The sequence below is a fragment of the Roseovarius aquimarinus genome, assembly GCF_043661195.1.
In the GTDB taxonomy this organism is placed as follows: domain Bacteria; phylum Pseudomonadota; class Alphaproteobacteria; order Rhodobacterales; family Rhodobacteraceae; genus Roseovarius; species Roseovarius aquimarinus.
This window is the reverse complement of record NZ_JBIHMM010000006.1, coordinates 73,301-86,044: the sequence shown is the minus strand read 5'-3', so window position 1 is coordinate 86,044 and position 12,744 is coordinate 73,301. Positions and strand designations below refer to the sequence as shown.

The 12,744-nt window shown below is 66.3% G+C and carries 13 protein-coding genes; all 13 read right to left on the bottom strand.

Going from position 1 to position 12,744, the window contains the following annotated elements; translation table 11 throughout:
* Positions 1–1,026 (bottom strand): PstC family ABC transporter permease (locus ACGRVM_RS15775; protein WP_394624069.1); only part of this gene is annotated, 1,026 nt, incomplete at its 3' end.
* A gap of 68 nt (positions 1,027–1,094) precedes the next feature.
* A complete protein-coding gene (locus ACGRVM_RS15770) occupies positions 1,095–2,135 on the bottom strand; it encodes a PstS family phosphate ABC transporter substrate-binding protein (protein WP_377173140.1) in 1,041 nt (346 codons plus the stop codon).
* A gap of 159 nt (positions 2,136–2,294) precedes the next feature.
* Positions 2,295–3,326 carry a sensor histidine kinase gene (locus tag ACGRVM_RS15765; protein ID WP_377173142.1) on the bottom strand — a complete coding sequence of 344 codons (1,032 nt, stop codon included), beginning with the start codon at positions 3,324–3,326 and terminating at the stop codon, positions 2,295–2,297.
* Positions 3,323–3,820 carry an RES family NAD+ phosphorylase gene (locus ACGRVM_RS15760; RefSeq protein ID WP_377173144.1) on the bottom strand — a complete coding sequence of 166 codons (498 nt, stop codon included), beginning with the start codon at positions 3,818–3,820 and terminating at the stop codon, positions 3,323–3,325. The genes ACGRVM_RS15765 and ACGRVM_RS15760 overlap by 4 nt, the downstream gene beginning before the upstream one ends.
* A 10-nt stretch (positions 3,821–3,830) precedes the next feature.
* Complete coding sequence (locus ACGRVM_RS15755; protein WP_377173146.1) at positions 3,831–4,181, bottom strand: antitoxin Xre/MbcA/ParS toxin-binding domain-containing protein; 351 nt, start codon at positions 4,179–4,181, stop codon at positions 3,831–3,833.
* Between the two features lie 60 nt (positions 4,182–4,241).
* Complete coding sequence (locus ACGRVM_RS15750) at positions 4,242–4,601, bottom strand: cupin domain-containing protein (RefSeq protein ID WP_377173148.1); 360 nt, start codon at positions 4,599–4,601, stop codon at positions 4,242–4,244.
* 24 nt (positions 4,602–4,625) lie between these two features.
* Positions 4,626–5,729 carry a mandelate racemase/muconate lactonizing enzyme family protein gene (locus tag ACGRVM_RS15745; RefSeq protein ID WP_377173150.1) on the bottom strand — a complete coding sequence of 368 codons (1,104 nt, stop codon included), beginning with the start codon at positions 5,727–5,729 and terminating at the stop codon, positions 4,626–4,628.
* A 6-nt stretch (positions 5,730–5,735) separates the two neighbouring features.
* The gene (locus tag ACGRVM_RS15740) at positions 5,736–7,337 is read right to left on the bottom strand and encodes a GMC family oxidoreductase (protein WP_377173152.1); all 1,602 of its coding nucleotides are present in this window, start codon (positions 7,335–7,337) and stop codon (positions 5,736–5,738) included.
* Between the two features lie 5 nt (positions 7,338–7,342).
* Complete coding sequence (locus tag ACGRVM_RS15735) at positions 7,343–8,161, bottom strand: ABC transporter permease (protein WP_377173154.1); 819 nt, start codon at positions 8,159–8,161, stop codon at positions 7,343–7,345.
* On the bottom strand, positions 8,161–9,069 hold the full coding sequence (locus ACGRVM_RS15730; RefSeq protein ID WP_449619170.1) for an ABC transporter permease: 909 nt from the start codon (positions 9,067–9,069) through the stop codon (positions 8,161–8,163). Before ACGRVM_RS15730 ends, ACGRVM_RS15735 begins: the two co-directional genes overlap by 1 nt.
* Positions 9,070–10,155 (bottom strand): ABC transporter ATP-binding protein, encoded by a 1,086-nt coding sequence (locus ACGRVM_RS15725; protein ID WP_377173156.1) that lies wholly within the window; start codon positions 10,153–10,155, stop codon positions 9,070–9,072.
* 67 nt (positions 10,156–10,222) lie between these two features.
* Complete coding sequence (locus ACGRVM_RS15720) at positions 10,223–11,278, bottom strand: polyamine ABC transporter substrate-binding protein (protein ID WP_377173157.1); 1,056 nt, start codon at positions 11,276–11,278, stop codon at positions 10,223–10,225.
* A 60-nt stretch (positions 11,279–11,338) separates the two neighbouring features.
* Positions 11,339–12,667, bottom strand: coding sequence for an NAD(P)/FAD-dependent oxidoreductase (locus ACGRVM_RS15715; RefSeq protein ID WP_377173159.1), 1,329 nt, complete (start codon positions 12,665–12,667; stop codon positions 11,339–11,341).
* Positions 12,668–12,744: the final 77 nt, after the last annotated feature.

Below are 12,744 nucleotides of genomic sequence, written 5' to 3'. Positions count from 1 at the left end.
CATGATGCCCATGACGAGGCCCGCGGTCATGACCGCCGTGCCCGCCTGCATCCAGCCCAGACCGTCGCGGCCGAAGACCTCGAGCAGGAGCGGGCCGACCGTCAGCAGCGCGAAGAGGCCGTAGACGATGGTCGGGATACCGGCCAGCACCTCCAGCAGCGGCTTGATGATGCCGCGTACCTTCGCGCTCGCGTATTCCGACAGGTAGATGGCCGAGAAGAGGCCGATGGGCACCGCGACCAGAAGCGCGATCACCGAGATATAGAGCGTGCCCCACAGGAGCGGCAGGACGCCGAGCTCGCTGCCGCCGCCGAAGCTGGGTGACCATGTGGTGCCGAAGAAGAACTCCGAGGCCGGGTAGATGCGGAAGAACTCGACCGTGGTGAAGATGAGCGACAGCACGATGCCCACGGTGGTCAGGATCGCGATGCTCGCCGCCGCGATCAGCAGGAGCCGCACGCCCTGTTCGACCCGGTTGCGCGCGCGCATCTCCTTGTCGGTGCGCATCCAGGCGAGGCCCAGCCCGGCGAGCGCCACGATCAGGACCGCGACCGCCATCAGCCCGTTGCCGCGCGACTGCCAGGCGCGCCAAGCCTGCGCCGCGTTCAGAACCTCGGGGTTGACCGCCGACGCGAGCGGCGCGCCGACCTGGGCCAGAAGATCGCGAATGGTGCCATCGGCGGTGAGCGCCTGCGCGTCCGCTTCGTCGATGACGCCGCGCGACACTGCCAGATCGAGCCCGTCCGCCACGCGGCGCACATCGCTCAGAACCAGTCCGCTTTCGTCATCGGACAGCATCCCCGAGACGGTCTGCGACAGCACGACGGGTTGAAGGATCAGCCAGAGCGCCATCAGCCCGAAGGCCGGCACCAGCGCCAGCATCGCGGCATGGACGCCATAATAGCGCGGCAGCGAATGCAGCACGCGGCTGTTTCCGCCCGCCGAGGCCAGCGCCCGCGCGCGGCCCGCGATATAGGCCAGTGTGCCGAGCGCGATCAGGACGAGGGCAATGAGGCTCAGAGACATTTTGAAATCCGGTTGGCCATGAAAAACCGGGGGCGGCAGCCCGCCCCCGGTATCTGCGTCAAGAGGGCTTACATGCCGCCTTGCATGGTCTTTTCTTCGGCGATCTTGGCCTGGGTCTCGGCCAGCTCGGGATCCGAGACGAGGCCGTAGTTGGCCAGCGGGCCGTTCGGGCCTGCGATCTCGTCCGAGACGAAGAATTCAGCGAATTCCTTGAGGCCCGGGATCACGCCGATATGCGCTTTCTTGATGTAGAAGAAGAGCGGGCGCGACACGGGGTATTCACCCGCCGCGATGCTCTCGGTGGTGGGCTCGACGCCGCTCATCGTGGCGACCTTGAGCGTGTCGGTGTTGTTCTCGTAGAACGCCAGACCGAAGACGCCGACGCCGTTCGGGTTGCTGCCGATCCGGGCGAGGGTCTCGGTGTAGTCGCCGTCGATATCGACGCTGCGGCCATCGGTGCGCACGGCCATGCAGGCGTCTTCGGCTGCATCTTCGTCCATGCCGCCATCCATCATGGCCTTCATGGCGCCGGTGTCTTCGCAGCCCTGAAGCAGGACCTTCTCTTCGAAGACTTCACGGGTGCCGTGCTTGGTGCCGGGGATGAAGGCCGCGATTTCGACATCGGGCAGATCGCTGTTCACTTCGGACCACTTCATGTGCGGGTTGGCGACGAGCTCGCCGTCCACCATGACCTGCTCGCCGAGCGCGCCGTACCAGTCGGAGGGCGTGAAGGCGGTGAAGGCCGGGCCGTCGAGTTGGCTGGCGAAGACGATGCCGTCATAGCCGATGCGCACTTCGATGATGTCGGTCACGCCGTTCTCGGCACAGGCCGCGACTTCCTTTTCGCGGATCGCGCGGCTTGCGTTGGCGATGTCGATCGTGCCTTCGCCGACGCCTTCGCAGAAGCGCTTGAGACCGGCGGAGGAGCCGCCCGATTCGACGACGGGGGTCGGGAATTCGAAGTTCTCGCCGAAGGCTTCGGCGACGATCGACGCGTAGGGCAGAACGGTGGACGAACCGGCGACCTGCACGTTGTCACGCGCGTAGGCTGCGGTGGCGGAAAGCGCGGTGATCGCGGCAGCGGAAACGGAAAGTTTTGCGAAAGGCATGAAGGCCTCCTCAATTTGTAAAAGCAGAGGCACGCAGCAGCGCGCGCCCTGCCCGGACTGCTAAAGATCCGGCGCGACGGTTTTGCAAAGGTTTTGTAACGGTTTCATGACAAATGCGGAATTTCAACCGCCCGCCCCGACGTCAGCTTTGGGCGCCGTCTATGCCGCGTTCCCGGGCGCGAGCGGCAGCACGATACGCACCTCGCAGCCCTGCCCCAGCGCGCTTTCGATCAACATGCGCCCGCGATGGCGCTGCGCGATATGCTTGACGATGGCAAGGCCCAGCCCCGTCCCGCCCATCGCGCGCGAGCGGTGGCTGTCGATCCTGTAGAAGCGTTCGGTCAGGCGCGGAATGTGAACGGGATCGATTCCCGGCCCATCGTCGCGCACCGTCAGAATCGCCGCCGGACCGCGGAGCGCCTGATTCTGCGCCTCGCTCCGCAAGGCGACATCCACATGCCCGCCCTGCCCGCCGTATTTCAGCGCGTTCTCGATCAGGTTGAGGCAGACCTGATGCAACTGATCGCCATCGCCCAGCACCATCACCGGCTCCTCGGGCAGATCCACGCGCAGATCCGCGCCCGCCCCTTCGGCCACGCCGCTCAGCGCGCTCGCGGCGCCGGTCACGACGCCGCGCAGATCGATGCTCGCGCGCGGGCGCTGGCGCTGCTGCGCCTCGACGCGGCTCAGCGACAGAAGGTCGTGGACGAGCCGCTCCATCCGCGCGGCCTCTTCCTGCATCGTGGCCAGGAACCTGTCCGTCGCCGCCACGTCGCCGCGCGCAGGCCCGCGCAGCGTTTCGATGAAGCCCGACAGCGCGGTCAGCGGCGTGCGCAACTCATGGCTCACATTGGCGACGAACTCGCGGCGCATCCGATCGGTCTGCATCATCGTGCTGACATCCGACATGCAGACGAGAATCGCCCCGTCCGCCTGCGCGCAGCGCACATCGTAGAGCGCATCCTGCCCGGCATCGTCGGCGGTGAACTGCGCCTCGGTGCGCCCGCCGCCGCTCCGGCACGCCTCGATCGCCTCGAGCACGGCAGGCTGGCGGATGACGCGCGCGACATGCCCGCCGACGCCGCCCGCGCCCAGCACCGCCTCGGCGGCGCCGTTGGCCGCGATCACCCGCATATCCGCCCCGATCAGAAGCGCGGGCATCGGTATGGCCGCGATCAGTGCCTCGCTCATGTCTTCAGCCTTCCTTCGTCATCGACCAGCACGAGCCGGGCCGCCGTTTCCTCGCCCCAGCACCAGAGCACGATATTGCGCGCGCCGGGCCGCGCGCCGCGCGCGAAGCTCGGCACCACCGCGCCCGGATAGCCCGCCGCGACGAGCGCCTCGGCCAGATCCTGCGTCGGCACCGCCTCGCCCTTGTGCATCTTGAGCTGCCAGCCCGGATCGGCAAGCCCCGCCTGCGTCATGCGGAAAAGCGCCAGTTGCGCCGCATCCCCCGCATCGAACAGCCCGGTGATCTCGGCGCGGTATTCGACGATGGTCGAGGGCTGGAAGGCCCCGCCCCGCGCGATCTCGTGGCGCAGCGTGTCGAAATCGAGCGCAAGGTAGAGCGCCGCGCGCCCCTTCGCATTGAACCGCCCGCCATGGAGCCGCGCCCCCTCGCCCGAGAGCGGCTGGCGCGCATGCCAGGGATGCAGCGCGCGGTAGAGCGGGCCGGAATAATCCATTCAGCGCGCGTCAGGCAAAGACGCCGGCGTCGATCCTCGCCAGATAGTCGCGCACCCAATCGGCATGACCGGCCTGCACGAGGTCCATCGGCGTCATCCCGTCGAAGCCGTCCAGCGGCTCCGAGCGATACCACGCATAGGCCATCGCGGCGCTGCCCATGCGCGGCGCGGCGAGGTTCACGATCTCGATCATCTCGCGCAGGCGCCGCTGCGTACGCGGCTGGCGCACCCGCTCGGCCCGCGCGATGGCATCGCGCCCGAGGCCCACCGTGCGCGCGATCTCGTCCCGCGTCGTCATCAGGACGGCGGCGATCCTGTCGGGGGTGAACATGCCGCCCTTTTGATAATCGAGAATGGTCATGGCAATCTCCTCACGCTGACTGACATGTAATGCGTCAAATAGCGTGCGTCAACACCCCGCCTATGTCGAAGGGCTGATGACGTAGAGCTTGCGCATATGCTCGTGAATCTCCCACTCGCCTTTCCAGCCCTGTGGCAGGACCAGCAGATCGCCCGGCCCGATATCGCGCGGAGTGCTGCCATCCTCGTTGCGCACCGTCGCGCGGCCCGAGATGATGTGGCAATACTCGCCCGCCGAGGTTCGGTCGGCGGTGAAGCGCCCCGGCGTGCATTCCCAGACCCCGATATTCGTGAGGCCATCGGGCGAGGACCAGAGGTTTCGCGCGGATTCCTCCTGCCCCTCGGTCAGCGTGGTCGGCTTGGGCTTGAACGGGCCCATCTCGATCCCTGCAAGATCCTTGAATGTGTCGAGGCTCACCATGGTCGCGTCTCCCTGAATGCGTCTCTAACCTGCGCTCGAGACTGTGTAATGCGCCCTTGCCAGCCAGTCGGGGCTGATCTCGATGCCCCAGCCGGGCGCGTCCGTCACCGTGGCGTGACCGTCCTCGATCCCGTAGGGGTTCGAGGTGAAGAGCCCCTCCTGCCACGGGTAATAATCGCTGCCTTCGATGCTGAATTCGAGATATTTCCCGGCATTCGGAATGGCGCGCAGAAGATGCATGGTAAAATGCGTGACCAGCGACAGGTTGGCGCAATGGGGCGTGACCGGCAGGCCCGCCGCCTCGGCCATCCTGACCACGCGCAGTGTGCGGGCGATGCCGCCGAGATAGAGGATATCGGGCTGCACGATATCCACCGCACGCATGTCGATCATCCGCTTCCATGTGGGCAGGTCGCAATCCTGCTCGCCTCCGGTCACGGCGATGTCGAGCGCGTCGGTCACTTCCTTGGTCTGCTCCAGCTCCCAATAGGGGCACGGCTCCTCGAAATGCTCATAGCCCTGATCCTCCAGCATTCGGCCCACCTCGATGGCTTGGGCTGGCGCATAGCAGCTATTGGCGTCGATCAGGAGCGCGGCGCTATCGCCCAGCTCGCGGCGCATGGTGGGGATGATCTCCTCGGTCCGGCCCGGCCATTCATCGCGGCCCCGGCCCACCTCGGCCCCCGCGCGCACCTTGAAGGCGTCGAAGCCATGCGCATCCCGCAGCCGCTTCATCCGCTCGGCCTCGTCCTTCGGCGTGATGTCGCGCTTCATCGAGCTGGCATAGGCGCGGATGCGGCCCGGCGTGCCGCCCAGAAGCTCGGCCACGGATTTGCCCTCGCGCCGCCCGCGCAGATCCCAGATCGCCGTATCGACGCCCGACATGGCCCGGCGCAGGTAGGAGCCGGGGAATTTATGCTCGCGCTCCACGACCAGATCCATCAGATCGTCCAGATCCGCGATGTCGCGGCCCATCACATGCGGCGCGACCTGCCGGTGCAGCACCTTGCAGGTGATGTCCGAATGATAGGTCGAGACCTGCCCCCAGCCCGTGCTGCCATCTTCCGTCATGAGGCGCACGAAGCCGACGAATTCGGTGGTGAATGTCTCGATCCGGGTGATCTTCATGTGGCTCTATCCTTGGGTGATGAGGTCGAAGGCGCGCTCGCCCACCATCACGGCGGGGGCGTTGGTATTGCCTGTGGGAATGGTGGGGAAGATCGACGCATCGGCCACGCGAAGCCCGGCAATGCCATGCACCCGCAGCTTGGGGTCCACGACCGATCGGGCCGCATCCTGCCCCATCCGGCAGGTACCGCATTGATGAAAGACGGTCCATGCGTCGCGCCGCGCGAAATCGAGGATCTCGTCGTCGCTCTGGCAATCGGGGCCGGGGTCCAGCTCGGCCTCGATCACGCTGGCAAGGGCGGGCATCGACGCGATGCGCCGCACCTCGCGCGTGCCGCGGATCATCAGATCGCGGTCATGCTCGGTGGCAAGATAGCCGCCCCGCATGACCGGCGGCACCATCGGATCGGCGCTGCGCAGCGTGATGCTGCCCGTGCTGGTCGGCTTGGCGGGATTGAAGCCGATGCGCACTGCCGGAAAGCTGTCGGGGCTCATCAGCGGGCGCTTGCCCTTGGGCGCGCTGGAATAGCTGAGCGGCGAGAAGTATAGCTGCGTATCGGGCGGCCCCTCGCCCTCCGCCAGCCGGATGAAACCGCCGCCCTGGTTGAGGCTCATCGCCAGCGGGCCGCGCTGACGCAGAACGTAATCCATCCCCGCCAGCGCCTTGCCCCACCACGGGCGCAGCACTTGGTTGAGGCTGGCGATCCGCGTGCGGAAGAGATGATCGCTGCCCAGATGGTCCATCAGGTTCTGCCCGACATGGGGGCTGTCCTGCACCACCTCGATGCCGTGCTCTTTCAGATGCGCGGCAGGCCCGATCCCCGACAGCATCAGAAGCTGCGGCGAGTTGATCGCGCCGCCGCTGAGAATCACTTCGGTGCCATGAGCCGTCTTCGTCTTGCCGCGCTGCACATATTCGATGCCGGTCGCGCGCTTGCCGTCCATCAGCACGCGCGTCGCCATCGCCCCCGTCTCGATCCGCAGGTTCCTGAGCTTGCGCGCCGCCAGCAGATAGGCCTGCGCGGTCGAGGCGCGGCGCCCCCCGGCGGTGGAGATCTGATAGAAGCACGCGCCCTCGATGGCGGCGCCGTTATAGTCGGTATTGGTCGGGATGCCCGCCTCCTCGGCCGCCTTCACATAGGCGCGGGTCAGCGGGTGCATCCAGCCGTCCATGTCCGTGACGCTCAGCGGGCCGAGCCCGCCGCGATGCTGGCTCTCGCCGCCGCTCCATTTCTCGAGCCTGCGAAAGACCGGCGCCACATCCTCCCAGCCCCAGCCCGGCGCCACCGCGCCCCATTCGGCATAGTCATTCGGATGCCCGCGCACCCAGACCATCGCGTTGATCGCCGAAGAGCCGCCCAGCACCTTGCCGCGCGGCCAGTAGACGCCGCGGCCGTTCAATTCGGGCTCGGGTTCGGTCGTGTATTTCCAGTTGAACCGCGCGTCGTAGAAGACCTTGCCGTAGCCCAGCGGGATATTGACCCAAGGATGCCGCCCGGTGCCGCCCGCCTCGAGCAGAAGCACGGACTTACCCTGCCGAGCGAGCTTCGCCGCCAGCGCCGCACCGGCCGATCCTGCGCCGACCACGATATACTCATAGCGTTCCATGAGGATCAGGACTTATCACGCCCGAATAGCGCCGCAAGCACCATCATCAGCGTCGTCACCAGAACCATGATGGTCGAGATCGCGGCGATGGTCGGGTCGATCTGATCGCGCAGCGCGTTGAACATGTTGCGCGTCAGCGTCGGGTTGTCCCCGCCCGAGATGAACATGGCGATCACCACCTCGTCGAAGGAGGCGAGGAACGACAGCAGCATCGACGTGACGACCGCGAATCGGATCTGCGGCAGCGTGATCGTCAGGAACGCCTTCCAGCGCGGCGCCCCGAGGCTGCGCGCCGCGTTCTCGAGATTCATGTCGAACCCCTTGAGCGCCGATCCGGTCACGATCACCACCAGCGGAATCGCCAGCAGGCTATGCGCCAGCACGAGCCCCGCCATCGTGTAGAGGATCTGGAGTTTCACATAGGCGTAGAACGCGCCGATGGCGATCAGCACGACAGGCACCATCATCGGCGTGATGAGAAGTACGAAGGCCGCGCGGATATAGGGCAGCTTCGAGGCGTGCAGCGCATAGGCCGCCAGCACGCCGATGGGCGTTGCGACCAGCATCGTCAGAACCGCGGCCTTGAGCGAGGTGCGCGTCGCCAGCATCCATTCGGGCGAGCCGAAATAGTTGCGATACCACCGCAGCGACCAGTCCTCGGGCGGGAATTCGAGATATTGCGAATCCGAAAAGGACATCGGGATCACGATGAGCGTCGGCAGCACCAGAAGAACCATCGTGATCGCCGCGAACAGATAGAGCCAGAGACGCTGGCCATGCGTCACTTGCGTCTCCGACGCGGGGGATTTGAGCCAGCCCAGCATCAATGCCCCCCGCCCGTCATCTGCTCGAGCCGAAGGAAGCGCGACGCGACCCAGAGGATCGCCACCGTCAGGACCAGAAGCACGACGCCGAGCGCGCTCGCCGCGCCCCAGTTCACGAAGAGCTCGATGTTCGAGACGATCTTCATCGAGACCATGATGACGCGACCGCCGCCCAGTACGGCGGGCGTAACGAAAAACCCGAGGCAGAGCACGAAGACCATGAGCGATCCGGCGAAAAGACCGGGCGTCGAAAGCGGAAAGAACACCGTCCAGAAGGCACGCTTCGGGCTGGCACCGAGATTGGACGCCGCCTTGAGATAATCCGCGTCGATCGCCCGCATCGCGCCGTAGACCGGCAGGATGAGAAAGGGCAGCATGATATGGACCATGCCGATCAGCGTGCCGGTCATGTTGTGCACGAATTTCACCGGCTCGTCCCAGAGGCCGATATTGATCGCCCATTGGTTCACGAGGCCCTGTTTTTGCAGAAGCACCAGCCACGCATAGGTGCGCACGAGAAGCGAGGTCCAGAAGGGTAGCAGCACGGTGATGAGACAGAGGCCAGCCCATTTCGCCGGAAGCTGCGACATGAAATAGGCCAGCGGATAGCCGATCAGGATGCAGAGCGCCGTGGTCAGAACGCTCACCTGGAAGGTGGTGATGAAGATGCGCATGTAGGATTTGCGCGAGACCATCCGCTCGTAATTCTCGAGCGAGAAGCTGCCATCGGCCCCCACGAAAGACACGTAGAAGAGCCAGCCCACGGGAATGACGAGGATCACCAGCACCAGCAGCAGCGCGGGCGAGCCGAGGCCGAAGAGCTTCCAGCGCTCCATCCGCTCGTCGCGGCGCAGGCCGGCGGCATGCATGTCGGCGGGCGTGCCGCGGGGCATGTCGGTCGCGGCCATCTAGCTGCTCCCGTCCGCGATGACGACCGTATCGGCCCGGTGCAGACCCAGCTTCACCGCACTGCCCGCACGCGGCAGCTTGGCGAAGGTGCCCTCGCGGATCGCGCCGCGCACGGCGATCTCGGTCCCATCCTCCAGCCGCGCATAGAGAAGATAGCTTTCGCCCTGATAGACGAGCTCGGTCACGGTGGCATCCAGCACATTCGTGCCCTCGGGCGCCTCCCCGTCGAGAAGCCGCACCCGCTCGGGCCGGATCATCAGCAAAAGATCGTCGCCCGCAGGCACCGCGCCGTCCATCTGCAAGCGCGCGCCGCCATAGCGCACGCCCTGCCCGTCCCGCGTCACGGCGAGGAAGGTCGAGTCGCCGATGAAATCCGCGACGAACTTGTTCTCGGGCCGGTCATAGAGCTGTTGCGGCGTCGCGAGCTGCATGATGCGGCCGTGATTCACAACGGCGATCCTGTCGGACATGGTCAGCGCCTCGCGCTGGTCGTGCGTGACATAGACGGTGGTCATGCCGAGCTGCTCATGGAGATGCCGCAGCTCGATCTGCATCCGGTCGCGCAATTTCTTGTCGAGCGCCGAAAGCGGCTCATCCATCAGCAGGATTCGCGGCTCGAACACGATGGACCGGGCCAGCGCCACGCGCTGCTTCTGCCCGCCCGAAAGCTGCTCGATCCCGCGCGCGCCGTAACCGCCGAGTTGCACCAGCTCGAGCGCCCGCTCGATCCGCTCGGCCTGTTCGGCCTTTGGCACGCCGCGCAGCCGCAGCGGATAGCCGACATTGCCCGCCACGGTCATATGCGGAAACAGCGCGTAATTCTGGAACACCATACCGACGCCGCGCAGATGCGGCGCGGTGCGGATCATCTCGTCCTCGCCGAACCTGAGGCTGCCGCGATCGGGCCGGGTAAACCCCGCGAGCACCATCAGAAGCGTCGTCTTGCCCGAGCCGGACGGGCCCAGAAGCGTCAGGAATTCACCGCTCTTCACGTCGAGCGAGACATCGTCGAGCGCGTGCACGCGGCCATAGGTCTTGGTCACGCCCCGCACGGTGATGGGCAGGGCTTCGGCTCTGGTGGTCACTCTCTCGCTCCCTCGTCTTTTTTGATTGGGCCACGGACGGACACGCCGCCCGTGGCCGGCAGTCCGCTTATTCGGTCAGCATCTCCTGATACATCTCCGCCGCGATCTGCTCCCATTCGGCATACCACTCGAGCGAGATGGGCAGTTGCTTGGCCCGGTTCTCAGGCGCGGAAGGCAGCTTGGCGGCCATCTCCTCGCTGATCTCGCCCGTCTCGTAGGCGGCCGAGTTGGTCGGGCCGTAGGTGATGTATTTGGGCAGATCGTCCTGATACTCGGCCTTCGAGATCTCGGCGAGGAACTCCATCGCCAGATCCTTGTTCGGCGCGCCCTTCGGGATCGCGAAGCAGTCGTAATCAAGAAGCCCCTGATCGAAGAAATAAGAGACTTCCGCGCCATCGGCCTTGGCATTGTCGAACCGCCCGTTCCAACCCGTGGTCATGTCGACCTCGCCGTCCTTCATCAGCTGCGCCTGCTGCGCGCCCGAAGTCCAGAAGACCGCGATATTGGGCTTGAGCTCGCGGATCTTGTCGAGCGCGCGCTCGATGCCTTCCTCGCTGCTCAGCTCGGCATAGACATCCTCGGGCGCGACGCCCATGGCCAGCATCGCAGGCTCCAGCGCACCCGAAACGGTGCCGCGATAGGCGCGCGTGCCGGGAAATTTCTCGGTATCCCAGAAATCGGCCCAACCGCGCGGCCCGTCCTCGCCGAACTTCGCCGTCGAGAACGCGGGCACGACCGAGAAGACGTCGCCGCCCACGCAATATTCGCTATAGAACTCCTCGGGGAAGTCGCTGACGTCGATGATCTCGTAATCGAGCGGCTCCAGAAGCCCCTCCGCCCCCGCGCGCGCCGCCGAGCCCGAACCGCTGGCCACCACGTCGAAAGTGACCTGCCCCGACGAGACCTGAAGGCGCACATCCGACATGCCGCCATAGGTCTCTTGCTTGACGGTGTTGCCCGTCGCGGCCTCGTACGGCTCGAAAAGCGCCTTGCTCTGCGCCTCCTGATAGGAGCCGCCCCAGCTCGCGACGGTCAATTCCTTCCCTTCGGCATGTGCCATCGGCGCCAGCGCGGTCGTGGCCATCAGGCCTCCGGCCAGTGTCAGTGCGATTTTGCGTGTCATGTCTTTCTCCTCCGTTGGATGAACAGCCCCGGTGTTCCGGTGGCTTTGGGGTCGATCGTCTCAGCCCGCCATGGCGCGCTCTCGCTGCCGCGTGTCGCGCCAGCGATACCAGGCGACGGCGGCGGGCAGGAACCATGGCCGCCCGTTGTAGAAAGGCCGCGTCGGGAAAGGCAGGCCGTCGAAGGCGGTCTGCCCTTCGGCCAGCCCCAGCACCTTCTGGCCCATGCGCATGCCCAGATAGCTCGCCATCGACACGCCCGAGCCGCAATAGCCCATGGCGTAATGCACGCCCTCATGCGTGCCGCAATGCGCGAGCTCGTCGAACGTGTAGGCGACGGTGCCCATCCAGCTATGGCTGATCCGCGTGCCGCTCAGCTCGGGGAAGATGCGGCACATGTCGGCGTGAAGGCGCGGCCCGCTGATGCGCGTGTCCGTCTCGGCGGCCGAGACGCGCCCGCCGAAGAGGATGCGCGTGCGGTCGGGCGAGGCGCGGTAGTAATAGACCACCTTGCAGGTGTCGCTGGCGATGCGGTCGGTGGGGAAAAGATGGTCCATCACCTCGGGCGCAAGCGGCTCGGTCGCGATGATGTAGCTGCCGATGGGAATGACGCGCCGCCGCTGCCAGGGCGTCGCGGCGCCGGTATAGCCGTTGGTCGCGACGATCACGTCGCGCGCGCGCACCATGCCGCGCGCCGTGCGGATCTCGTGCCCGGTCGGCCCGGACGTGATCGAAAGGACGGGCGTCTGCCCCAGCACCATCGCCCCCGCCTTCATCGCACTGCGCAGAAGGCCATGCAGGTATTTCGCCGGGTTCACCGCGGCATGCCGCGGGAAGAGCGCCGCGCCGTGATAGGCGTCGGTCCCCAGCTCGCGGCGCTGCTCGGCGCGCGGGATCACCTCCACCTCGATGCCTTCCGTGCGGCGCAGCACCTCGGCATCGCGCGCCAGATCCTCGTAGGCCGCGGGCGTATGCGCCGCATGAAACCGCCCTGCCCTGCGGAAATCGCAGTCTATCTTCTCGGCGTCGATACGCTCCTCGATCCAGTCGAGCGCCCGGCGCCCCTCGGCCCGGATCGCCTCGGCCCGCTCGGGTCCGTGCCGCGCGGTCAGCGCGGCGAGGCCCGGCTTGATCGACGTGCTGATCTGACCGCCGTTGCGGCTGCTGCACCCCTGCCCCGGCACCCCGGCCTCGAGCACCAGTGTGCTGCGCCCGCCCCGAGCCGTCTCGATCGCGGCGTTGAGGCCGGTATAGCCCGACCCGACGATGGCCACATCCACCTCGCGCGGCAGATCGGCCTGCGGAACATCCGGCGCGTCCAGCCCCTCGAGCCAGTAGGACGACGCGGACCAGCCCGGCGCCCAGAGCCGCGAATCGTCGCCTTGCTGCATGTTCCGGCCCCCCTGTTTATGCGCCCCGCTTGCCGCAAGGTTAGGCAGCGCCCTTGAATTTAGCAATTTAATATGCG